The organism is Gammaproteobacteria bacterium (ex Lamellibrachia satsuma), from assembly GCA_019623805.1.
Lineage (GTDB): Bacteria > Pseudomonadota > Gammaproteobacteria > Chromatiales > Chromatiaceae > QGON01.
Genome location: CP053680.1, coordinates 362,914 through 384,760 on the forward strand (window position 1 = coordinate 362,914; position 21,847 = coordinate 384,760).

Genomic DNA, 21,847 nt, shown 5'->3' on the forward strand with positions numbered 1-21,847 from the left:
TCTACTCTTCCTCTTTCACATGTTCCTTGATCATATTGGCCAGTACCGCCATGCGCACCAACTTGGCCAGCGATCCCGCTTCCATCTTCTCCATCACCCGGGCACGATGAGCCTCAACCGTCTTTGCACTGACACCGAGGGTGGTAGCAATCTCTTTGTTGGCCTTGCCGCTGGTCACCATCTCCATGACCTCATGTTCCCTGGGCGTAAGCCGGGCAAGACGGGCGGCAATCTCAGCGCGTTGAGACTGATAATCACGCTGCTGCTCATCAAGTGACAGCGCATGCCGGATGCTCTCCAGCAACAGTTCATCATTGAAGGGTTTTTCGATGAAATCCACAGCACCCGCTTTCATCGCCCGTACCGCCATCGGCACGTCGCCATGTCCGGTAATGATGATGACCGGAATCGCAATCTGATGATTCATCAGGTACTCCTGCAGCTCCAGCCCGCTCATGCCCGGCATGCGCACATCGAGTAACAGGCAGCCTGAACGTCCCGGGTAGTAGCTTGAGATAAAAGCACTCGCAGAGTCGAAGGTCTCCACCTGCATGGCTACAGACTCGATCAGCCACTTCAGGGAGTTCCGCATGGCCTGGTCGTCGTCAACAACAAATACCGTCGGTTTATTGCTCATAGATTCAGTATCCCGGTAGTTCCAGCTTTGGATCGGTCGGTAATATAACCGTAAACTCAGTGCCATGTCCCAGCTCGGATGTCACGAAAATATCACCCTGGTGATCCTCGATAATCTTGCGGCTGATGGCCAACCCCATGCCCATCCCACTCTCCTTGGTCGAGAAGAAGGCGTCGAACAAGTGTTCCATGATATCAGGTGAAATACCGGGTCCGGAATCCCGAACCTGTATCTCCACCCGCCTTTCATCCAGTTTGCAGGTAACCAGCGTCAGTCTTCTCTGGCTCACCTCTACCTGTTGGAGTACTTGAATGGCGTTGCGCACCAGGTTGAGCAGCACCTGTTCGATCTGCACCAGATCGACCTTCACCGGCAGACCTTCACAAGCGAGGTCGATAATAATTTCGACAGATCGCTTGTTTGCTTCGTACTCCACAAACGAAGCAACTTCAATAACCAACTCATTCAGGTTGACCAATATCTGCTCATGGGGCTTCTTACCCACCAGACTGCGCAGACGTTTGATGATCTCTCCTGCCCGTTCCGCCTGAACGGTGATCTGGGCCATCGCACCCACCAACTCCGCCTCACCGCCGATCCCCGCCTGTAGACGGCGTACGCAGCCACTTGCAAAATTAACAATGGCGGCAAGCGGCTGGTTCAACTCATGCGCCAGTCCGGTAGCCATCTCACCCATGGTACTGACCCGGCAAACATGTACCAGTTCCGACTGGTGCTGACGGCTTTGCTGCTCAGCGCTTCGCACCTGGGTAATATCCCTGCCGTAAATATTGACGTAACCCAATTCAACAATTGGCGCGAGCAGCAGGGAGAAAATCTGCTCTTCACTGGCAAGTTCATACTCCCTATTATGACCCACATCCAGTGTCTCCAACACCAGATTGCGCCAATACAACGGCAGCGTCTGGGCCAGTTCACACCCCCAATAGTCAAGCAGGGGTTCGCTTGCCGCATTGGCATAGGTGATCACGCCACGGTTGTTTATGCGCAACACCGGACTTGGGTTTTCACTGGTAAACTTTGCCAGGCTCTGAATCTCCCGTTCTGCCTTGCGCCGTTCACTGACATCCCGTAGATAAAGGGTGAAAAGCGTCTGATCATGCATGTAGATTGGAACCGCTGAACACTCGACAGGTGTTTCGGCACCATTGACATCCGTCGTCAAAAAACCCTCTGGGGCGCAGGCGCTCGCCCCTTCCGGCAGGTTGCGACAAGCTGCCAGCAGATTACTGAAACGTGTCCTGTCGTTCGTATGGATCAACTGCTGTGTGATGGATTGTCCTAACAGATGGTCACGTTCAAAACCAAAGGTCCGTTCTGCAGTTACATTCACCTCGACCACTGTTGCTGTCGAGTCCACTGTAATAATTGAGTCCAGCGCAGTATCCAAGAGTGTGCTTTTCAACACCTCGGAATCGTGAATCTGCGTCTCATGTTCGCGTTGCACCTCATCCTGCGCCGCGCCGACACGCTGAAAATAGTCCCGAATCCAGGCTTCCAGCACCAATAGCTGGTTGCCCCGATCCTGCACTGGCTGTTCGATGTTCAATGCTCGCCGGCCAAGGTTGGATATTCGATGAAGAAAGTGATTGAGTCGGGCAGAAACAAAGAAAAACAGCAGAGAGAACACCGCCACAAAAGCAGCGGCTTCAAGCAACCGCTCACGCCGCTCACTTGCAAGAATTCGCTGGCTGGTCTGCTCCACCCGTTTACGGGATATCAGGGTGGCAAACTGGATATTCTGATCCGACCCCTCATAAACCGTGAAAGACTGGGAAGTGACGAGATAATCGTCTTCCCATTGGCTTAGTTTGGAATTGCGCAGAATCTGTTTCTCGTCACTACTGGAGAGCAATACCTGGCGATCCGCATCCAACAGGCCGACCACGCTGCCGTCACCGGCCACGACCTGTTGGGATTGAAGCAGGAAGCGTTCGTCGATAGGGATGACCAGCATCAATACCGCCTTTTTCCGCCCATGTGGATCGTCAATGGCTGACCAGGCAATCAGGTAGGGAGCTTGCCAGACATTTGTCACCACAGCGCCATCCCTGCCTGAATAACCCTTTGCCGCTTTCGCGACCGGAAAAGGTGTGTCCTGCTGATGGAAGACCTCCCGCACCCTATCTTTGGCATCCAGCAGCACCACCTGACTGGGTGCCACAGAACCAACCATTGGATGCCCCTTCTCCAGCCATGCGGGTTGCGATTCTATATAGGTTTTAGGGTATAGCTGGCGACTTTCCCAATCAGGCGATTGAACATGATTAACCAGACGCCAATGCTGCGACAAACCATGCGCAGCAATCTGCCACTGCCGCAGATACTGTTCGAACCGGTAGCGGGTGTCACGCGCGCGTCGATCCAGCTGCAGTTCGAGTTCGCTCTGAAAAATTTCGCCCAGTGCCCGGCTTTGTATGGGGTCCAGCACCAACCAGACCAGCACTCCACAGAGCACACCCACAAGGACAGATATCCACTGCAACGGAATGCGCTCAAACCAGCGAAAAAACCTGCCTCTGCCCGTATGCGCCATCAAATACCCAAATGATCAATCCTGTGATTTCAATGATATACGAAACCATCATGAGACTGATCATAGGACTTTCACGGGCCGCTGGATAGTCCAAAGGGATTTTGATCTCATATTGCCCCCCTCTACCGAGGCACCAAAATCAACCCCCGAAAGCAAAACCGATCTCTTTTCCAAAAAAAAGAGGCGCTGTTTGCGCCTCATTCGAAGATTCCAGATGTATCCCGGATGGAAAAAAGTATCGGCCAAATATGAAATCTATCTGACCTGGATTTAAGTCAAATTGCGATTGCCCTGCCGGGACTTGAACCAGACACCGGTCCAGGTCTTGTCATCGTTGTATCAGCCTGCCCATTCAGGATTCGCCTGAGCATCTGACGGACATTTGTGTCCAATTCACTGAACATGAGGCCAACACCATCCGCCCTATGGTGAACCACCAGTGCCTTGGCTTTACACTGCACGCTTTTCGTGGGGCATTTGACTGGAAAAGTGATCTCCACCAAGGCATTAATTGCCAACTGAACACGCCCGACATTGATGAACATACCACCCAATCCTACATCCTGGGTTTTCCCGCTGATCAAACCGAGCCCACGGTAATTGAGCGTTACGTTAAGCGCGATAGGTTTTCGCACGGCACAACGGTGTTCCACTGTCTCTGTCCTAATAAATTGCAAAAATCTGCACCAGGGAGTGGTAAGCGTAGTTCACTGATTAGAATTGGCAAGGCCGGGGCTTTGCCTGTCTGAGCAAGGGATTTTCCCTATCAAAAACCACTAGTGCTCCGGTAGAATCTCAGGATGCATGAACAATATCCTGTAAACCTTGAAGAGGCGGTATCCCCGGGTTTTTTTCGCCGGATTGCTGCAATGCTCTACGACAGTCTGCTCCTGGTGGCATTGATGGCAGTGGCCACGACACTGATTACGCTACCGTTGGAGATGCCAAGCGGCAGCTTACTCGTCGTCTACCAACTTTTTCTATTCGAAATCATACCCTTGGCATTTTTCACCGGGTTTTGGGCCTGGGGTGGCCAGACTCTGGGCATGCGGGCCTGGCGACTGCGTCTGGTGCGCACCGATGGCGGCAAACCCACCTGGGGCGATGCCCTGAAACGCCATCTGGCCGCCATCTTCTCCTGGCTGGTCTTTGGCCTGGGTTTTTTGTGGATATTGTTCGACCCGGAAAAACTGGCCTGGCACGACCGGATGTCAGGTACCCGGCTGGTGATCGTTGCCAAGTCGCATTAGCCTATTGTTGGGTTACGGCCAAAAAGACGGCCTAACCCAACCTACCCAAGTGGTTGATTGTTGGTAGTTCCAGGGGTCAGAGTCGATCCAGTTACGAAGTCACATCACTCGCACCGCATTTATCTCGCCTCATGCCACTTCCCAACATATTCACTCTCGACTCCGCCCCCTCAAGCTAATGCACCCGCCGAAAGAACCAGAAAGCCAATAACAGGCAGAACAGTGTCGGGAAGGATGCCGCGAACAGCGGGTTGATATCGTAGACCACCGCCAGATAGGAGAAGGCACGATTCACCAGGTAGAAAACCGTACCAATAACCGCACCGGTAAAGATACGCTGGCCAATACTGACGCTACGCAGGGCGCCGAACACAAAGGGCACGCTCAGAAACAGCATGACCAATGTCACCAGGGGCGACACCACCTTTCCCCAGAAAGCCACCTCATAGGTCGCGGCATCCTGCCCATTTTCAGTCAGATAGCGGATATAGCTCCAGAGATCCCAGGCCGGCAGCATGTGGGGCTGAACCGTCACCACATCCAGCAATGCAGGTTCCAGCAGGGTTGACCACCGCAGGCGCTCCAGCTGTTTCGTAGCGATCCGTCCGGCACCAAATTCGCTCTGCTCAACACCATCCAGTTCCCATTCAGGATCGGCATATCGAGCAGTGTCGGCATGGGTGGCCCGCAGCAGTTCTCTCCCCGCGCCATACTCGTAAATCGAGATATCAGCCAGCGTCGAGTCGGGCAGGATACGGCGGATATTAATGAAGGTATCGCCGTCCCTCGCCCAGAAACCGTACTTTGTCTGCAACGTTACCTGGTCAGACAGCGCGTCCATCTTCATACGCTGGGCACGCTGTTCCGTTACCGGCGCCAACAGCTCCCCGACAGCCAGAATAACCAGCAGCATGACAAAGCCGGTCTTCAGGACAGCGCCCACGATGCGGGATATCGACACCCCCGCAGCACGCATGGCAATCAGTTCGGAGTTGTTCGCAAGCGCCCCCAGGCCGATCAGACTGCCCAGCAAGGTGGCGACGGGGAAGATCTCATAGGTATAGCGGGGCAGAATCAGGAGTACATAAGTAAAGGCTTTGACCGTGGTGTAACTCCCTTTGCCCACCTCTTCCAGTTCTCCCAGCACAGAGAAGAAACCCAGCAGCACCAACAACAGTGCCAGGACCATCAACATCCCCAGTGCCACGGAACGGCCGATATAGCGATCCAGCAGGTTTGTCATGCCCGAGTCCAACGCAGACGACGACGCCAGCGGCGATACCAAACCCGGTCAGGTAACAGCATAACCAGTGCCAGCCCCCCCATCGAAAGGTGTACCCACCACATCCCCAACCAGGCAGGAGTTACCTGATCCTTCATCCAGTTCTCGGATACGCCCTGAAGACTGAGATAGATGGTGTAGATCAGAAACGCCAGGGCCAGACGACCAAAGGGTCCCTGACGCGGCAGTGAACGGCTCAGCGGCAGACTCAGCAAAGCAAAGGCCAGTACTCCCAGTGCGGGTGACAGACGGTATTGAAATTCGGAGCGGTCGTAGATGTCCTGCGATGCCAGCAGGACATGGGTCGGCAGGCTGTTACGGGGACGATTGCCCACAGTGGGCACGGCTTCTCCTATGCGCAGGGCATAGGCACCAAATTCACTCACCACATAATCCGCCCGACCGGGCTGACCTTTGTAGCGGAACCCATCCTCCAAAACCAGAAACCGGTCACCCGTCTCCGGATCCACCCGCTGAAAACCGGTAGAGGCAGTCACCAAACCCAAATCGTCTCCCTGCCGGGTCTGCACAAAGATATTGTGCATACGATGGTCACTCTCAGAGATCGACTCCACATAGAAGACCAGGTCGCCCTTGCTGTATTCGTTGAACCGCCCCGGACTCACACCTGCCAGCTCCACCGACTGGCCCGTCTGTCCGCTGATGATCCGCGCAATCAGCTGACTCGACCAGGGCTGCACCCCCATGGAGAGCCAGGCCACGAGCAGGGAAACCGGCAATCCCGCCAGTAGGATGCTCCGAAAGATACGCAGGCTGCCTACACCACAGGATTCCAGGGCGATCATCTCACTATCCCGGTACATCCGGCCGACAGCGTAGAGCACAGCGAAGAAGAAAGCGGGCGGAATCAGGCGGGCAAGATAGCGAAAAATCTGCAGCCCCAGCAGCTGGAAGAGCACATCCGCGCTCACCTCTCCCACCGCCACCTGCTGTAAAAAACCGATAAAACTATGGCTGACCAATACCAGCAGCAGTATCAAGAGGATCGCAAACAGCGCCTTGAACACTTCCTGCAGCAGATAACGGTCAATGAGAGAGATCACGGCAATGGTAAATCGTTGCTGTTTCGGTAGACTACAATGGTTTCGGAACCCTATCCTATCAAGAATTGCAGCCTGGATAGGCATCATCTCCACCAAAATATCGAGGATCGGTAATACATGGAATTCAGCATCAAGTCTGGGGATCCCACCAAACAACGCACCGCCTGCCTGGTGCTTGGCGTCTACTCCCATCGTCGGCTTTCGCCCATTGCGCTACAAGTGGACAAGGCCAGCAAGGGATACCTCGCCAAGATTCTGAAGCGCGGCGATATAAATGGTGAGTCCGGTGAGCAGGTGATGCTGTACGACGTACCTGGTAGCCTGGCAGACAGGGTGCTGCTGGTCGGCCTGGGAAAAGCCCGGGAGTTTACCCTTAAGCAGTACCGCAAGACCCTCTCATCCATTGTAAAAAGTCTGGACAAGAGCCACGCTGCTGAAGCCGTTTGTTGTCTGAATGACCTGGAACTTCAGGACGGCAACCTCTATCAGACAGTGCGCGACACGGTCATCTCCGCAGAGGAGGCGGTATACCGCGCAGACGAACTGAAGAGTGAGCGTAAAACACCCAAGCGTCCACTGAAGCGCCTGACCCTTTTTCTCGGTGACCGCCGCCGGTTGAAAACCGCGCAAAAGGCAGTGAGCCATGGTCAGGGCATCGCCAACGGCATGAACCTGGCCAAGGACCTCTCCAATCTGCCGGGCAATATCTGCACCCCGACCTACCTTGCTGATCAGGCCCGCAAACTCAGCAGAAAATCCCGCCGCCTCAAGGTGCAGGTACTGGATGAAAAACAGATGGAGAAACTGGGCATGGGCGCCCTGCTCTCCGTCTCCCGCGGCAGCCGCCAACCCGCCAAACTGATCATCATGGAGTACAAAGGCGGCAAACCCGACACCAAACCCGTCGTACTGGTCGGCAAGGGATTGACCTTCGACGCAGGCGGCATCTCCCTCAAACCCTCGGCGGGAATGGATGAGATGAAATACGATATGTGCGGCGGCGCCAGCGTCATCGGCACCCTGCAGGCCTGCGCTGAGATGGAACTGTCGCTGAATGTCATCGGTGTGGTGCCCTCATCCGAGAATCTGCCGGACGGCAATGCCAACAAACCCGGCGACATTGTCACCAGCATGTCCGGCCAGACCATTGAGATACTCAACACCGACGCGGAAGGCCGCCTGATCCTCTGCGATGCCCTCACCTACAGCGAACGTTTCGAGCCGGCAGCCGTCATCGATATCGCCACCCTTACCGGCGCCTGCATCGTCGCCCTGGGAAAACACGCCTCTGGTCTGATGGCCAATAATGACACACTCGCCGATGAAGTCCTCAACGCCGGCAGCCACAGCGGCGACCGGGCCTGGCGTCTGCCGCTTTGGGAGGATTATCAGTCGCAACTCGACAGCAACTTTGCCGATATGGGAAATATCGGCGGCAAGGGTGCTGGAACCATTACCGCCGCCTGTTTCCTCTCCCGTTACACGAAAAAGTTCAAGTGGGCCCATCTGGATATTGCCGGCACCGCTTGGCTTTCCGGCGGAGCAAAGGGCGCTACCGGCCGCCCGGTGCCATTGCTGACCCAGTTCCTGCTGAAACGCAGTGGACAGAGTGACTAGTGCGCTATCAAGGTAATAATTGTGAATTCAGCCAGGATGTTGGGTGTGCCGTGCGCACCATGATTACGGCTTGTTTTGGTGCGCATGGCGCACCCTACAGGACAGCAGGATGACCCAAGTCGACTTCTATATCCTAAAAGAGCAGGCCAGAGCCAACCGTTATATGCTCGCCTGTCGACTGGTGGAGAAGATCTATCATCAGGGACGAAGGGTCTTTATCCACACGGTTTCCAATGAGGAGGCCAGGCATATGGACCGTCTGCTCTGGACCTTCCGTCAGGGCAGCTTCGTGCCCCATGCACAGCTACAGGATGCGAACAGTGCCGTCACGCCTGTTATTATCGGCTGTGGTGGAGATGCTGTGGAAGAGAGCGATGTGCTGATCAACCTCACCACAGATGTGCCAAACTTTTTCAGTCGCTTTGAAAGGGTGGCAGAAGTGATAGACAAAGAGTCTGAACTCAAGACTGCCGGTCGCGAACGATTCCGTTTCTATCGCGATCGGGGCTACCCACTCAAAACCCATGAGATCAGCTAGATGAACCCGACCGATCCTGAAAATATTGATCTGAATGAGCTGGATATCCCTCTGCTTGATGATGTCGTCCAATCCGAGACACTCATCTCTCCAACAAGTGAGCCGTCAAAGGAAAGTATCGACGAGCAAGCAGATTTCCAGCCTATACCCGATCACGACGCTATCATCAGCATAGTTCGAGAGGGTTTGCAGGATCAGCTCAATCACGAACTCTCCTCCATCGTTCAACAGGCTGTTGAGCAGGCAGTCACTCAAGCCACCACCCAACTGAAACAGGTTATCGGGGACGAGGTGACCAGCTCCCTTGAACGGCGCATAAAACAACTTGTCGAGCGAGCGCTTGATGAAAAATTTGGAGACCTTTCGCAGCAATAGATAAACATGCGTGATTCAAAGCGTAGATTGCAAACAAGAGGTAGTGGTTTCTCCACGACCTCTTTTCATTGGGACTGATCCCATGAAAAAAAATCAGATCATCACTCATCTCTCCCTGAAACCCCATGTCGAGGGTGGATTTTTTCACCGAACCTACCAGTCAGAACAGCGGACAACATCCTCTGATATTGGGGAGGCACGCCCTCTTCTATCGTCGATCTATTACCTGCTGACCGACGACAGCCCCATCGGCTATCTGCATAAAAACCGTTCCGACATCATCCATTACTTCCATTCCGGATCTCACCTGACTTATCACATCATCCATCCCGACGGGAAAGTTGAACGAGTCGTATTGGGGAAAGATCTGGCGGCAGGGCAAAAACTGCAGCTCATCGTCAAAGGCGGTTGCTGGAAGGCGACGGAACTTACCACAGGCGAATACGGATTGGTAAGTGAAGCGGTTTGCCCAGGATTTGATTATGCGGATATGACGATTGCTACCAGAGAAGAGATCCAGCGCCTGTTTCCAAAAAACTTGGATGAGTTAGATCGACTGATCAAATCAGTTCAGGACTAAACCATCCACGAATCGCCATTCCCCTACACATAGGCAGTTTCAGTTAGGCTAATATTATCAGTTACGACATCAACCGCAAGCGTGTACAACGGCTGATGCGCCAAATAGGGATAACGGCTCTATATCCCAAGCAGGGTACCAGCCAGCCGGGCAAGGGGCACAAGATCTATCCTTACCTGCTGAAGGGACTGAAGATCAATCGTCCGGGCCAGGTTTACTGTAGCGACATCACCTATATTCCGATGGCCCGGGGCTTTGTCTATCTGGTGGTGATTATGGACTGGCTTAGTTGCAAAGTACTAAGCTCGCGTCTTTCCAATACGATGGAGAGTGACTTCTGTGTGGATGCATTGGAGGAGGCTATCCGCCGCGCTGGTGCCCAGGAGATATTTAATACGGATCAAGGCGCCCAGTTTACCAGTGAGGCATTTACGGCTGTACTGAAAGCATCGGGATAAAAATCAGCATGGACGGTAAAGGTCGCTGGGTAGACAATGTCTTTGTTGAGCGGCTTTGGCGCAGTATCAAGTATGAAGAGGTCTACCTGCGGACCTACGAGTCCGTGAATGAGGCACGTTCCAAGATTGGGGACTATTTGGATTTCTATAATTCTGAGCGAAAACACCAAGGTCTTGGAAAAACACCATATCAGGCGCATTTTGGAGAAATCGTGTTGCCGGAAGCAGCATAATCAGAGAGGCAGAATACGCTTAAGCCGCTGTCCGAAAATTGGGGGCCATTTCTCTCTAAGGAATTTATATTATTACTTTTATAAAGGCAATTTCACATGGATACGAACCTCCCTGGTAAATCCATAACTTTCAGACGGTTGCATACTAAAAAATTAAAGCGTTTTTCTTCACCATATATTTCTACATACTCATAGAGCATCAATAAGAAACAAATTCAGCCAATCAATATGAGGCAAGCAGAGATGACGATAGAAAGATTTATAGTATTCTTGTTGAGCATTTTGACGACATTTGGCTGTTTCGCAGAAGAATATACGATCAGAAGCAGCGTATTGAATGTTATGAATGAAAGGAATTTACATGAACTTCTGGTAAATAAAAGCAAAGAAAAAAAACATGAGTCAAGTGGCGTATTATTTGCAAATAATTCATTCTATATTGTTTTTGATAGCCATAGCAGGGTTGCTCGAATTGACACTGACCTCCACAAGGCAAAACTCTTAGGCACAGCAACAAAGGGGATCGGTTATGAAGGGATAACTTACGATAATGTAAACAGTAAGTTTTATCTGATTGAGGAATCAAATGATAATAACGGGGCGTTGAATGCACGAATAAACATTACAAATAATGAGTTTTCATTAGAAAAGAAAAAGTGGCTTAAATATAATTTCCAGAAAAATAATAAAGGATTCGAAGGCATTGCTACTCTGGTTAAGAACAAGAATATATATATTCTCGCCTTATGCGAAGGCAATGACTGTGATGCAGGGTCCGCAAGTAAGATTCATGGAGCGGGCAGAATCAAGGTTTTCGAGAAGAAACGAAAAAAATGGGAATATGTTGCATCTATAAGGTTACCGCGAACATTGGAATTTATTGATTATTCTGGAATAGATATCAATGGTGATAATATGTTGGCAATCACTTCGCAAGAATCGTCTGCTATTTTTGTTGTAGGATTAGATCTAAAAAACTGGAAAGTTGTTGATGATGGAGTGGTTTACAGGTTTCCAAAGAATGTGAATGGAAATGTTATTTATTGCAATATAGAAGGTGTTTCCTGGATTGCAACAGATCAGCTTGTAACAGTGAGTGATGCAAAAAAGGGCTATCAGCAAGCACAATGTAAGAAAAAAGAACAGTCTATACACATCGTTTCCATGTAAATCACACTGAATACAACTGTAAAAGAAGAAAGTGATGAGAGTAACCAATATTCATAGTCGCACATATCCAGTGTCATCAGACAAAATTGGTGCCTTAGTGGATACGTTATCCTCAACCAATGATTTACTGTGGCCCCATAAACTTTGGCCTCGAATGAAATTCGATAAGCCACTGTCCCTATCTGCAAATGGCGGACACGGTCCAATCCGCTACTTTGTGGAAGAGTATGTGACTGGTAAGCGTATTGTTTTCCACTTTACTGGACCAAATGGATTTGATGGTTTTCATGGTTACGATGTAGTTGAACTCGAAAATAATAAAACCGAGCTACGCGAAACACTAAAAATGAAAACCCATGGAATGGCACGTCTATCGTGGCCACTGATCTTTTGTCCTTTGCATGATGCTTTAATCGAAGACTCACTCAGTTTTGCTGAACTGCGGTTAAATCTTACACCGACAGTCTCAGAATGGACTTTGTGGGTTAAATTTTTGCGTTGGCTGATTTCCGGCGGAAAAAGTCGCGCACAAACAATCGTCTGAATGCAAATTAGCGCGGACTCATAAAAGGCTAGCGCATTTTGTGGGTAGGAACAGAATAATTAGTGAGCTCATCATCATGAATAAGCATGAAAAGATAAATTACGTTGAATTTCCTGCAAAGAACATAGAAGCAACAAAACAGTTTTTCGTCACTGTTTTTAATTGGTCGTTTGTCGACTATGGCCCTGAATATACAGCCTTCTCTGATGAAGGAATTGATGGTGGTTTTTTCAAATCAAATCTATCCTCTTCTACTGAAAATGGTAGTGCCCTTGTCGTTTTCTATAGTAATGAGATAGAGAAAACTCAAGCGAAAATACAGGAGGCTGGAGGCACCGTGGTAAAACCGATCTTTTCATTTCCAGGCGGTCGTCGTTTTCATTTTTGCGACCCTAGTGGTAATGAATATGCTGTTTGGTCAGATACATAAAATGGATTGGGTTTGTTTCCTTCGCGCCTAACCATCAATCTTCTTCACCTCAAAGATTTCCACCGGCTTGCCTTTTTTGTGCTGTCGCGGCCAGACTGCATAACGACCGACTGCAATCGGCTCCAGGGCACGGCGGCTGATGATCTCTGCCGCCTCGCTGGAGAGTGACAGTATCGGCAGCTGGCGGCGACTGCCCTGCACCACGAACTTTCCACACTCATGCAGATGCTCAGCGATCCAGGTTGGTGTCTTGCCATTAACCAGACTGAATCGGCTGTAGTCCCAGAGCAGTAACTCCCGCAACAGCGGGTCTCCTGCAAGCATGGGTTGGAGGAAATCTGCGATCAGGCTGAATAACCGGTCGGGCTGCATATTTTCACGTGCCAGTCGCTCACCAGTCGCGGTTAACAATGCATTGAAACAGGCGACGATCTCATCGTCAAAATAACGCGGTACCAGCCACATCATAGTATGGACCAGATAGTCGCTGTTCCAGAGACGCTCCAGCAATTCCGCATAGAGCTTAAATCGCGATAGTTCCTGAAAAGTAAGCATTGGATGTGAGAGCACTTCATAGGGCGGCCCCCTGTCCCAACGATAACCCAGTGGCCCCGCCTGCATCTGCAGGGGTGTACCAGGCAGCATTTTCAAGGTGCCTACCTGAAGATGGCCAGGATGGAGTCGAAATACACGGTTCAGGGAGTCACTGCATTGTGCTGCATCCTCTCCCGGCAACCCGATGATCAGGTCGAGATGAACCGGGTGTTTTTTCAGTTCGACCAACTCACGAATATTCGCCAGTGCCTTGGGGATATCCATCTGCCTGTCGATGGCATCGAGCACCGGCTCGTTCAGGGTCTGCAGTCCGATCTCAAACTGGAACTTCCCTGGTACTGCCTTGCGAAATACCGCCATTGCCTCGGGGGAGATCCGGTCCGGATTCAGTTCCAGATGGAAACGCAGACTCTCCGGCGTATGGGCGAATCGCTGCAGAAGCTCTACTGAGCGCTTTTTTCCTAGATGGAAACTGCGATCGAGCAGTTTCACTGTTTTGGCCTCTAGCCCCTCCAGTATCTGGAGTTCGGTTTCCACCTTCTTCACAGGAAATGCACGCAGCCGGTCGGTGGCACTGGTACAGAAGGTACAGCGATAGGGACAACCACGGGAGGTCTCCCAGTAGACCAGTGTCTTGGTGAAATCAGTCAAACCCAGGGTAATCGGTGAGGGAACCTCCTCCACCGGCAGCATCCGAATCGGATTGATCACTATCGTTCCGTCTTTGCGCCAGATCAGCCCCGATGTATCTGAAAGATCACCTTCACCGTAAAGACGCCACCGCACCAGATCACAAAAAGCGGCTTCGCCCTCCCCGTCCACAATGAAATCGATTGCATCCACTCTGCCCAGCAATTCAGCGCCTCGCGGTCCCGCCTCGGGACCACCGAAAACAAAAAGCGACTCTGGCAGAAGCTGCTTCAATAACCGTGTCAGTCTAAGGGATGCCTGGATATTCCAAAGATAGGTTGAGAATCCGATCACTGCCGGCGCCAACGCCACCTGTGATTCGATCAGCTGGTGGTGATTCACATTAACCAGAGACTCGAAGATGTGGATCTCGTCGTAGAAAGGCTCGTCGCGACAGTAAGCGGCAATCGACTGCAGCGCCAATGAGGAGTGGCTGTAGCCTGCATGCAGGGTCACCAGTGCAATCGCTGACGTCTCGGATCGGGTTGTGATTTCCGGGTTTGGCATAGTGCGTTGAAATATACGTGACCGCGCCATTTCTGAACACCGTTCAGGCTCCGTTCAGTTAACAGCCTCCACAATCTCCAACAGAGATCCTAAATCGCCATTCGAGGATGGCAAGGGTCACCGCTCAATCAGGAGGGATAAAACCATGAGCACCCCAAGCAAATTCAACTTATCAGATTCAACCGGCTTGCAGCCATTTTCGGCACTTGTTTTCGCCTGGATGCTGCTGTTTGCCATCCCGACCCAGGCGGCCAACACGCCTACCCTCAAGCTCTTCCCCACCACGGTACTTGAGGACATTCGCCACACCGGCAGCGTCGCCAAGGAGATGGAGAGCGGGTTGCAGGAGGTGATATCCCGCCTGGATCAACAGCAGCAATTGATCATCGACAGTAAATGCGAAGAGGCGGATGACGATCCCGGCTGTGCCCAGTTGAACAAGCAACTTGGAGCAACCTATCTCGAAATGCTTAACATTATGGAGAGCAACCTGCCCACTATGGAACAGGCGGTTGAGACGACCCGCAAGAGCCTCGCGAAACGTCTTCGCAAGGAGTTGGGGAATGGCATGACACCCTGGACCCTGCAGGAAAACCTGCTCGGCGGACAGTCCGGCAAGCAGGCATCACAGACCCGGCCCAACCTGCGTGGGCGCTCCGGCATGCGGCTCAGCGACCGCTTCAGCCAGTATTACAACCTGGTCTCCAACAGCTCTTCGTCACAGGGTTCCTCCATGGCGGTCATCGCCTCTGACATCTATCTGGACATGGAAGAGACCTCAGATCTGATCGCCCGCACCCGACAGGAGATCAGCCGGGCCACCCTCATGGGCCAGCTCAACCAGTCCTTCGGCACTATCACGCCTGAGATGCAGGAGGTGGTAAGCGGAGTCAAGGGCATCCTGTTTGGTGATCCAGAGAGTGAAATGCCCCTTGCGGCGCCTCCAACCACTGCTGACAGCACAGCGTACCAGAGTCCACTCAGCCTCTAAGGGAGATACATCATGAATAGCACGAAAGCACTTATCTCAGCGGCACTTTTTGCCACCGTTTCATTCGCCGCCGGTTGCGACACTCAGCCGGTCAAGGCCAACGCCTGCATCCCACCACAGGGTCACGATCTGGATGTCGCTGTGAGCCAGTCGAAGAGTGATTTGAGTGATGTTTGCAGCTTCCAGTTCAATGCCTACCTTGAGCGTCTGATGGCTATTGCCGAGAGCGATCCAAAACCGGCAAACAAAGAGAAGTTCAGCGAATTCCTACTCTGGTCAAATCAGGCAGGTCTGTTGAGCAAACAGCAGGCTAAATCGATCTACAACCGCTATTTCAACGTCAAATATGTCTCCCTGATGGGGGACTACAACAACTGCAGTCTGACCTGTCCAAAACAGCAGGAGGTGCTGGCAAACATGGAACAGGAGCTACTCGACAAAGAGCGCGGCCTGGTAAAAATCAGTCGGGATACCGGTAGTTATCAGCGTGCGGACCGACTGTTGAAAGAGACGGAACTTGTGCTGGAAGCCACCTGCACCGCTTGTGGTGCCAATTAGCGCGGGAAGAAAAGCGATGAAAAGGGGATATCTCAGTCGCTTTCTGAAGGGATTTCTGCTGGGTATGTCTATCACTCTGAGTATTGGCGGCCTGCTATTGTGGCTGTTGTCGGCCCAGAATCTGGTGACAATCTCAGTCGAATCTGTGGCGGGCCTGCAAAACCTGCTTAGCTGGAGCAGCCGCAATATGGGCATGGCCGTTTGGCCCTTCACCCTCGTATTGCTGCTGTTTCTGCTAAGTCTGCGCACCCTGCGGCAACGCATTACCGCAGGACAACCCATCGACAGGATCGTCCAGGCCGCACACCTGACCGATATCTGGATCGGGCTCTTTTTCGGCATTGGCGTGATCTGGACCGCCATCGGAATGCGCAGCGCCCTACTCTTCGCTCTGGGCGACCCTGAGACCGCAGCACAACTCGGTGCCTTTGTCATTCTGCAACGGTTGGTCGATGGAGGGATCCTGCTCGCGCTCTCCACCACAATATTCGGCGGCATTGGCGGCTATCTGATGCGTGTCATCAAGGCAGTTGCCGTTGGTGGTGAACTACAGCGCTACTACAGCCATCTGGCCGAGCAGCACAACACGGCAGTACAGTCCTCATTGGATCGCATCGACAGCCACCTGCAACAAATCAGTCACCACCAAGAGAATCGGGATGAACCTCTGGCACTCACAAATTTACAGCGCTGACCCCCATGCAGGATCCGGCGGCACGGATGAACTGCAGACCGATGTCATGCGCTTTATGGCAATTCTCGGCTTTTGTCTGATGGCGATCTTTGCCTTGGTGCAGTCACTGCCGCAGGCCGCTTCGAAAGAGCCCAAAGTCGTTGAAGAGAAAACCGACAACAGCCGATTGGAACAGGAACAGCAGACCCTCATCGCCTCTCTGGAGCACCTCAATGCAGATCTCGAGCAACAGCAGCAAAAGCAACGCAGGATTACTGACGAACAGAAAGCGCTGACGACACAGTCTCAACAGAAACAGCAGCAACTCTCTGCATTGAATTTAAAGATCAAACAGCGCCAGAAAGATCTGTCCGCCTTGGATCAGCAGTTAAAGAAAAAACCTCAAACTGTCACTCCTGTCGAGGCACGGGAGACAAACGCCGCTAAAGATGAAGAACCAGGATTTGAACTCAGGTTCTCTTCAGATCAAGCCTTGAAACACCTTGTTCAAAACAAGAGGATTCAACTCTATGCGCTAGGCTCTGAGGCAACCTTGAAACTTACATTTACCAATGGAAAAACGGTGTTTCATGTTACACCCTCTCCCCGGCGTTACCATGAAATGACGCCTGAAACAGTACCCGGTGATGTTCTACAGGCCTTTCAACAACAGCCAGTCACGACATCAGGCACACCGGTCGTCTGGGGTGTGGAACTACCCCATCTGTTGCAGGAAAAAATTCAACGATTGATGCAGGAGTCCAGTGGCGGTCTGCTTATTATCGATGCCCTGGGCCATGTCAAACTGGAAAGGAGACAAGGGAGTGTTTAGATCAATCTGTCTTACTCTGCTTCTGATAGGCCTGAGTGGCTGTGTCACCCAACAGACCAGACCCGCATCACAATCCACGCTTGAACAGTGGGTCGAGCAGGATCTTATCCCCTATCTCAAAACACAACTCAGCCAACATCCCCGTTTCCAGGGAGAACCCGTACTGCTGGGTAGACTAAACGACGGTGCGATTCAACCAAAAATGGATCAGCTGACACGGGACATACGCGATAAAATCAACGCCGAACTACTGGCGACTCCGGGTATTCACCTGGCCCGACAGCAACGGGACAAACACTGGAGTCATCGGGATAGACCCACTAAACCTTGCGATGGTGAACAGCCGATCCACTATTTCATCGGCCTGGATCTCAGACTCGACAGCAGTCGGCAGTTGAATCTGACCCTCAGGGCATTGGACCTGCAACAGAACAGTTGGGTCTCGGGATTCAGCCGGCAATGGCAGGGAGTGGCATCCCGTCAGCAGGCGGAATTGCTGCGTACTGTGCATCTGGATGAGTCACTTCGAGGCCTAGAATGCTGCCTTTTGTTCAAGGCCAGCCGGATCTTATGGCCAGACAACTGGCTGATGACCTCTACTGCCGTCTTAAACAGTTGCCTGTTCAAAACCCAAAACTTTATATTCAGTCTTATGAGAGTGATGAAGCACAGGCCCGTACAACCATGGCACTGCTCACCCACTATCTCGCCCGTTTCGGCGATGTTCTCATTGAAAAAAAACAGACAGATGCCGATCTGACGATAAAAGGAAAAACTCACCGGATCTCTGGAAATCTGCAACAGTTCTGGATTCTGGTTCAACCTGCCGAGGCTGCTTCGGCATTGCCGGATATCAGTGTCAGCATCTATCTTCTATCTGGCCCGGCACAGGCCACAGCCACCGGGGCTGTCCCTGCTCAGAAAGAGAGGCCGGTGAGAGTGGCAAAAAGCGCCGGCGTTCTCCAGATCATCACACCGAGAAAACCCTCGCTCTGCGGCACACGCCATCCCTGGCGCTCCGGAGAGCGCGTACTCAACGGGCAGGCGGCCATTCCCAAGCAGGGGTGCTTTGCCCTGGAGATAGCTGCACCCACAGAGAGCCGGGGGTTCTTCTTCAAAAAGCGTGGCGACGGCGCGCTGTTTCGTCTCGCCCCGTCAGAGTGCCGGCATCTCGGAGTGAGGTCTTCCCGGAATTCCAATGGAAAGACCCTGCGTCTACCTTCACGGCACCGGCGAGGCGTGGAGGGCGTATTGCATAGTGATGACCATTCCGGACGGGAGACCTACTACGCGATAATCACCAATGATGATCGCAGCGCAGGGGTTGTCGCCGCCCATCTCGCCCTCCTGCCGGAGAGTTGCCACGGTTACGAAGATCCACAACTCAATGCTGAAGAACTGATGAGTTGGTTGCAAAAACTTGATCAATTGATGTTGGAGCACGCTTCAAATGTGGCATGGACATCAAGAGATATTATATTAAGTAATGCTAATAACTCATTGATTAATATTTATTAGTAATGAGGACTATCATGACAAAATTCATCGGAGTTATTGCAGGTTTCGGGGTGGCTGTTTTCCTCCTTGGCATGGTTTTTAACCCGACACCGATTCAGCGGGACTCCAGTACTCCCCAACCCACTCAAATGCCATCACAGAGCGTTCCGGCAACACCCACCCAACCGGTCGAGGTATCACACACCACCTCAACGGCAGACGACCGCCTATTGGAAGACCCGCCAATCCCGGCCGACAAAACCACGGATGAAGAGCCACCCGTGTCCAATATCGAACTTCAGACAATCGAACAACAGTGGCAGCCGTTCTGGAGCCCATTCCACAGTGAACGCTCCGCCAGCGGATTTGCCGCTCGTATTGAACGTCTGACGGGACGCCAAATGCGTGTCCAAGAGGAAGAATCGGGCAGATATCAGGTTGTTTTTTCGCATTGGGGTGAAACAGACCGCTCCATCGCCCTCACACAAATTGCTGCCGCAAGCGGCCTCGAAATAGAGCAGGCATCCCATGACCCGGACAAATAGAAATAGAACTCTCCTGTTCTGCCTGCTGGCTGGAATGATCTTTTCCCAGCTCGCCAGTAGCGCGGCGGATAACAGGACAACAACCCTTTCAGAGACCTGGAAAAACTACCTGTCTTCAGCAGACAGCACAGAACCGAGCAAACACTTCCCCTATCTGCACTGCTTCCGCCGGGCTGCAGCAACTCACGATCTGCCATTGACCCTGCTGTTGGCGGTCTCACGGGGTGAAAGCGATTTCGATCCTGCGGCCCGTTCCCACGCAAATGCCCATGGTCTGATGCAGATCCAATGGCCAGGCACCGCGAAACATCTGGGAATCAACAGGATTGCAGACCTCTACAATCCCTGTAGAAATGTGGATGCGGGCACCCGATATCTCAAAGAACTGCTTGCTCGATATAACAACGACCTGCACCTGGCACTGGCTGCCTACAATTATGGTCCCGGCCGGATATCCAAAACCGGGGGGGACATACCAGACGGCGCAGAGTGGTACAGCCGCTATATCTATCGTCACCTCACCTATGTGACGGATATCAGCCACCGCGGATCCACCGAACCACAACAGCCCTATTCAGCGGAAAAGAGACGGGCACTCATCGAATTCAACCGTCCCTACCGGGTCGAGGCCTATGTAAGCTCACTGCAGAAGCGTTTTCCCGACCTGCGGTTTGACTGGTTTAAACTGCCCGAACAGCGTTTCAGGGTCGTTGTCCTCTATGCAGATGAGAGCGAGCAGACTAAGACACTCTCGCAGCTGCGACACTCAGGAATAATCTCCGAGTGACCAATTAGAGAAGCCAAATCCGTGAGGAAGAGTGAGAGTTGTTAACAGTTTTGAAAATCCCGGACAAAACACTCGCGTTTCCCGATTTCTCGCGCTATGATCCAGCTGTTTTGTTGTGCGCTTGAAACACTAATAAAATTACTAAATCACTCTTTGTTTTCAACAGCTTAAATCATAGGGATTCAACATGTTCGACCTCAGGAAGACACGTATCGGCGTGCTTGGCCTCGGTTATGTAGGGCTGCCACTGGCAGTGGAGTTCGGTAAAAAATATCCTACCATTGGTCTCGACATCAACGAGGCACGGATCCAGGAATTGAAAAAGGGCCAGGACAGCTCTCTGGAAGTGGAACCTGAAGAGCTGGCAAAGGTGCCTCATCTCACCTATACCAGCAACCTTGACGACCTCAAGGAGTGCAACGTCTATATCGTCACGGTTCCCACCCCGATCAATGAGCATAAACAGCCTGATCTTTCCCCACTGGTTGGTGCCAGCCATGCACTGGGCAAGGTGCTCAAACCCGGCGATATCGCCATTTTTGAGTCCACTGTCTATCCAGGTGCCACCGAAGAGGATTGCGTACCGATCATGGAAGCGGACTCCGGCCTGACTTTCAATAAGGACTTCTTTGTCGGCTACAGCCCCGAGCGCATCAATCCTGGCGACAAGGAACACCGCTTGGTCACAATCAAAAAGGTGACCTCCGGTTCCACGCCGGAAGTAGCCGATTTCGTTGACGATCTCTACAATACGATAATCGAGGCAGGCACCCATAAAGCCAGCAGCATCAAGATCGCAGAGGCCTCCAAGGTGATTGAAAACACCCAGCGGGATGTCAATATCGCCTTGATCAATGAACTGGCCCTGATTTTCAACCGTTTGGGTATAGACACTAAGGAAGTCCTTGAGGCTGCCGGCAGTAAATGGAACTTTTTACCCTTCAAGCCTGGACTTGTCGGGGGTCACTGTATCGGTGTAGACCCCTACTATATCGCCCACAAGGCACAGGCCACTGGCTACCAACCTGAAATCATTCTTGCCTGTCGACGCTTGAGTGACAGCATGGGCGCGTATGTGGTCTATACGGTTATCAAGCTGATGCTAAAACGGGGTGTCATCTCAGGAAACAGCCGAGTGCTCATCCTGGGCCTGACCTTCAAGGAGAACTGTCCCGACCTGCGCAATACCCGCGTTGTGGACATTGTCGCAGAGTTCAAGGACTACGGTACATCGGTGGACGTTTACGACCCCTGGATCAACCCGGACGAGGCTGAAAAGGAGTATGCAATTCGTCCGATTCCCAATCTCGAAAACGGCACATATGACGCCGTAATACTTGCTGTCTCCCACAATGAATTCATTGAGATGGGCGCTGAAAAGATCCGCGCACTCTGCAAGCCCAGCGGTATTCTGTACGACGTGAAAGACATCCTGCCGCCGGACAGCGTTGATGGACGTCTCTAACAGGGATATGGG

24 protein-coding genes and 1 pseudogene are annotated in these 21,847 nt (G+C 52.2%); 19 read left to right on the plus strand and 6 right to left on the minus strand.

The annotated features are described in order from the left end of the window. Position 1 precedes the first annotated feature (1 nt). From HPY30_01600 to HPY30_01610, 3 genes are all read right to left on the minus strand, one after another. Positions 2-637 (minus strand): response regulator transcription factor, encoded by a 636-nt coding sequence (locus tag HPY30_01600; GenBank protein ID QYZ64797.1) that lies wholly within the window; start codon positions 635-637, stop codon positions 2-4. Positions 638-641: 4 nt separating this feature from the next. Next, positions 642-3,194: a PAS domain S-box protein gene (locus HPY30_01605; protein QYZ64798.1), complete on the minus strand. Its 2,553-nt coding sequence runs from the start codon at positions 3,192-3,194 to the stop codon at positions 642-644. 275 nt (positions 3,195-3,469) lie between these two features. Continuing rightward, a complete protein-coding gene (locus tag HPY30_01610) occupies positions 3,470-3,829 on the minus strand; it encodes a PilZ domain-containing protein (protein ID QYZ64799.1) in 360 nt (119 codons plus the stop codon). 165 nt (positions 3,830-3,994) lie between these two features. On the opposite strand from HPY30_01610, the gene HPY30_01615 reads away from it, so the two are divergent. After that, positions 3,995-4,444 (plus strand): RDD family protein, encoded by a 450-nt coding sequence (locus tag HPY30_01615; GenBank protein QYZ64800.1) that lies wholly within the window; start codon positions 3,995-3,997, stop codon positions 4,442-4,444. Positions 4,445-4,619: 175 nt separating this feature from the next. Here HPY30_01615 and lptG read toward each other — a convergent pair whose 3' ends face one another. After that, positions 4,620-5,687, minus strand: coding sequence for an LPS export ABC transporter permease LptG (lptG, locus tag HPY30_01620; GenBank protein QYZ64801.1), 1,068 nt, complete (start codon positions 5,685-5,687; stop codon positions 4,620-4,622). Continuing rightward, complete coding sequence (lptF, locus tag HPY30_01625; protein ID QYZ64802.1) at positions 5,684-6,790, minus strand: LPS export ABC transporter permease LptF; 1,107 nt, start codon at positions 6,788-6,790, stop codon at positions 5,684-5,686. The genes lptG and lptF overlap by 4 nt, the downstream gene beginning before the upstream one ends. A gap of 117 nt (positions 6,791-6,907) precedes the next feature. Between lptF and HPY30_01630 the strand changes: the two genes are divergently transcribed. From HPY30_01630 to HPY30_01670, 9 genes are all read left to right on the plus strand, one after another. After that, positions 6,908-8,407, plus strand: a complete 1,500-nt coding sequence (locus HPY30_01630) for a leucyl aminopeptidase (protein QYZ64803.1) — start codon at positions 6,908-6,910, stop codon at positions 8,405-8,407. A gap of 109 nt (positions 8,408-8,516) precedes the next feature. Further along, positions 8,517-8,945 carry a DNA polymerase III subunit chi gene (locus tag HPY30_01635; protein ID QYZ64804.1) on the plus strand — a complete coding sequence of 143 codons (429 nt, stop codon included), beginning with the start codon at positions 8,517-8,519 and terminating at the stop codon, positions 8,943-8,945. Beyond that, positions 8,946-9,320 (plus strand): hypothetical protein, encoded by a 375-nt coding sequence (locus tag HPY30_01640; GenBank protein QYZ64805.1) that lies wholly within the window; start codon positions 8,946-8,948, stop codon positions 9,318-9,320. An 82-nt stretch (positions 9,321-9,402) separates the two neighbouring features. After that, the gene (locus HPY30_01645; GenBank protein ID QYZ64806.1) at positions 9,403-9,900 is read left to right on the plus strand and encodes a cupin domain-containing protein; all 498 of its coding nucleotides are present in this window, start codon (positions 9,403-9,405) and stop codon (positions 9,898-9,900) included. A 95-nt stretch (positions 9,901-9,995) separates the two neighbouring features. Beyond that, positions 9,996-10,358: a DDE-type integrase/transposase/recombinase gene (locus HPY30_01650; GenBank protein ID QYZ64807.1), complete on the plus strand. Its 363-nt coding sequence runs from the start codon at positions 9,996-9,998 to the stop codon at positions 10,356-10,358. 8 nt (positions 10,359-10,366) lie between these two features. Beyond that, complete coding sequence (locus HPY30_01655) at positions 10,367-10,591, plus strand: transposase (GenBank protein QYZ64808.1); 225 nt, start codon at positions 10,367-10,369, stop codon at positions 10,589-10,591. A gap of 243 nt (positions 10,592-10,834) precedes the next feature. Then, positions 10,835-11,761: a hypothetical protein gene (locus HPY30_01660; GenBank protein QYZ64809.1), complete on the plus strand. Its 927-nt coding sequence runs from the start codon at positions 10,835-10,837 to the stop codon at positions 11,759-11,761. A 34-nt stretch (positions 11,762-11,795) separates the two neighbouring features. After that, a complete protein-coding gene (locus tag HPY30_01665) occupies positions 11,796-12,305 on the plus strand; it encodes an SRPBCC family protein (protein QYZ64810.1) in 510 nt (169 codons plus the stop codon). A 76-nt stretch (positions 12,306-12,381) separates the two neighbouring features. After that, on the plus strand, positions 12,382-12,735 hold the full coding sequence (locus tag HPY30_01670) for a VOC family protein (GenBank protein ID QYZ64811.1): 354 nt from the start codon (positions 12,382-12,384) through the stop codon (positions 12,733-12,735). 27 nt (positions 12,736-12,762) lie between these two features. Here the strand turns inward: HPY30_01670 and HPY30_01675 are convergent, their stop codons facing one another. Next, entirely contained in the window at positions 12,763-14,487 is a 1,725-nt protein-coding gene (locus HPY30_01675; GenBank protein QYZ67865.1) for a DUF4080 domain-containing protein, read from the minus strand. 217 nt (positions 14,488-14,704) lie between these two features. Here HPY30_01675 and HPY30_01680 point away from each other — a divergent pair. The 9 genes and pseudogenes from HPY30_01680 (at position 14,705) to tviB (ending at position 21,835) form a co-directional block, all read left to right on the plus strand. Next, a pseudogene (locus tag HPY30_01680) lies at positions 14,705-15,478 on the plus strand (hypothetical protein). A 12-nt stretch (positions 15,479-15,490) separates the two neighbouring features. After that, entirely contained in the window at positions 15,491-16,036 is a 546-nt protein-coding gene (locus HPY30_01685) for a hypothetical protein (GenBank protein ID QYZ64812.1), read from the plus strand. A gap of 16 nt (positions 16,037-16,052) precedes the next feature. Then, positions 16,053-16,730 (plus strand): hypothetical protein, encoded by a 678-nt coding sequence (locus HPY30_01690; protein QYZ64813.1) that lies wholly within the window; start codon positions 16,053-16,055, stop codon positions 16,728-16,730. Continuing rightward, entirely contained in the window at positions 16,696-17,541 is an 846-nt protein-coding gene (locus tag HPY30_01695) for a hypothetical protein (protein ID QYZ64814.1), read from the plus strand. Before HPY30_01690 ends, HPY30_01695 begins: the two co-directional genes overlap by 35 nt. Beyond that, positions 17,534-18,301: a hypothetical protein gene (locus tag HPY30_01700; protein ID QYZ64815.1), complete on the plus strand. Its 768-nt coding sequence runs from the start codon at positions 17,534-17,536 to the stop codon at positions 18,299-18,301. The genes HPY30_01695 and HPY30_01700 overlap by 8 nt, the downstream gene beginning before the upstream one ends. Further along, entirely contained in the window at positions 18,226-19,059 is an 834-nt protein-coding gene (locus HPY30_01705) for a hypothetical protein (protein ID QYZ64816.1), read from the plus strand. The genes HPY30_01700 and HPY30_01705 overlap by 76 nt, the downstream gene beginning before the upstream one ends. A gap of 14 nt (positions 19,060-19,073) precedes the next feature. Continuing rightward, positions 19,074-19,583, plus strand: coding sequence for a transglycosylase (locus HPY30_01710; protein ID QYZ64817.1), 510 nt, complete (start codon positions 19,074-19,076; stop codon positions 19,581-19,583). Further along, complete coding sequence (locus HPY30_01715) at positions 19,567-20,370, plus strand: lytic transglycosylase domain-containing protein (protein QYZ64818.1); 804 nt, start codon at positions 19,567-19,569, stop codon at positions 20,368-20,370. Before HPY30_01710 ends, HPY30_01715 begins: the two co-directional genes overlap by 17 nt. 187 nt (positions 20,371-20,557) lie before the next feature. Further along, entirely contained in the window at positions 20,558-21,835 is a 1,278-nt protein-coding gene (gene tviB / locus HPY30_01720) for a Vi polysaccharide biosynthesis UDP-N-acetylglucosamine C-6 dehydrogenase TviB (GenBank protein ID QYZ64819.1), read from the plus strand. Positions 21,836-21,847: the final 12 nt, after the last annotated feature.

What these genes read in the sequence shown, in the direction of transcription:
- HPY30_01705 (QYZ64816.1), top strand. Translation starts at nt 18,226, where the DNA reads ATGGCACTGCTCACCCACTATCTCGCCCGTTTCGGCGATGTTCTCATT.
- HPY30_01600 (QYZ64797.1), bottom strand. Translation starts at nt 637, where the DNA reads ATGAGCAATAAACCGACGGTATTTGTTGTTGACGACGACCAGGCCATG.
- tviB (QYZ64819.1), top strand. Translation starts at nt 20,558, where the DNA reads ATGTTCGACCTCAGGAAGACACGTATCGGCGTGCTTGGCCTCGGTTAT.
- HPY30_01690 (QYZ64813.1), top strand. Translation starts at nt 16,053, where the DNA reads ATGAAAAGGGGATATCTCAGTCGCTTTCTGAAGGGATTTCTGCTGGGT.
- lptG (QYZ64801.1), bottom strand. Translation starts at nt 5,687, where the DNA reads ATGACAAACCTGCTGGATCGCTATATCGGCCGTTCCGTGGCACTGGGG.
- HPY30_01695 (QYZ64814.1), top strand. Translation starts at nt 16,696, where the DNA reads ATGAACCTCTGGCACTCACAAATTTACAGCGCTGACCCCCATGCAGGA.
- HPY30_01665 (QYZ64810.1), top strand. Translation starts at nt 11,796, where the DNA reads ATGAGAGTAACCAATATTCATAGTCGCACATATCCAGTGTCATCAGAC.
- HPY30_01635 (QYZ64804.1), top strand. Translation starts at nt 8,517, where the DNA reads ATGACCCAAGTCGACTTCTATATCCTAAAAGAGCAGGCCAGAGCCAAC.
- HPY30_01685 (QYZ64812.1), top strand. Translation starts at nt 15,491, where the DNA reads ATGAATAGCACGAAAGCACTTATCTCAGCGGCACTTTTTGCCACCGTT.
- HPY30_01655 (QYZ64808.1), top strand. Translation starts at nt 10,367, where the DNA reads ATGGACGGTAAAGGTCGCTGGGTAGACAATGTCTTTGTTGAGCGGCTT.
- HPY30_01640 (QYZ64805.1), top strand. Translation starts at nt 8,946, where the DNA reads ATGAACCCGACCGATCCTGAAAATATTGATCTGAATGAGCTGGATATC.
- HPY30_01645 (QYZ64806.1), top strand. Translation starts at nt 9,403, where the DNA reads ATGAAAAAAAATCAGATCATCACTCATCTCTCCCTGAAACCCCATGTC.
- HPY30_01660 (QYZ64809.1), top strand. Translation starts at nt 10,835, where the DNA reads ATGACGATAGAAAGATTTATAGTATTCTTGTTGAGCATTTTGACGACA.
- HPY30_01670 (QYZ64811.1), top strand. Translation starts at nt 12,382, where the DNA reads ATGAATAAGCATGAAAAGATAAATTACGTTGAATTTCCTGCAAAGAAC.
- HPY30_01615 (QYZ64800.1), top strand. Translation starts at nt 3,995, where the DNA reads ATGCATGAACAATATCCTGTAAACCTTGAAGAGGCGGTATCCCCGGGT.
- HPY30_01630 (QYZ64803.1), top strand. Translation starts at nt 6,908, where the DNA reads ATGGAATTCAGCATCAAGTCTGGGGATCCCACCAAACAACGCACCGCC.
- HPY30_01650 (QYZ64807.1), top strand. Translation starts at nt 9,996, where the DNA reads ATGCGCCAAATAGGGATAACGGCTCTATATCCCAAGCAGGGTACCAGC.
- HPY30_01605 (QYZ64798.1), bottom strand. Translation starts at nt 3,194, where the DNA reads ATGGCGCATACGGGCAGAGGCAGGTTTTTTCGCTGGTTTGAGCGCATT.
- HPY30_01675 (QYZ67865.1), bottom strand. Translation starts at nt 14,487, where the DNA reads ATGCCAAACCCGGAAATCACAACCCGATCCGAGACGTCAGCGATTGCA.
- HPY30_01710 (QYZ64817.1), top strand. Translation starts at nt 19,074, where the DNA reads ATGACAAAATTCATCGGAGTTATTGCAGGTTTCGGGGTGGCTGTTTTC.
- HPY30_01715 (QYZ64818.1), top strand. Translation starts at nt 19,567, where the DNA reads ATGACCCGGACAAATAGAAATAGAACTCTCCTGTTCTGCCTGCTGGCT.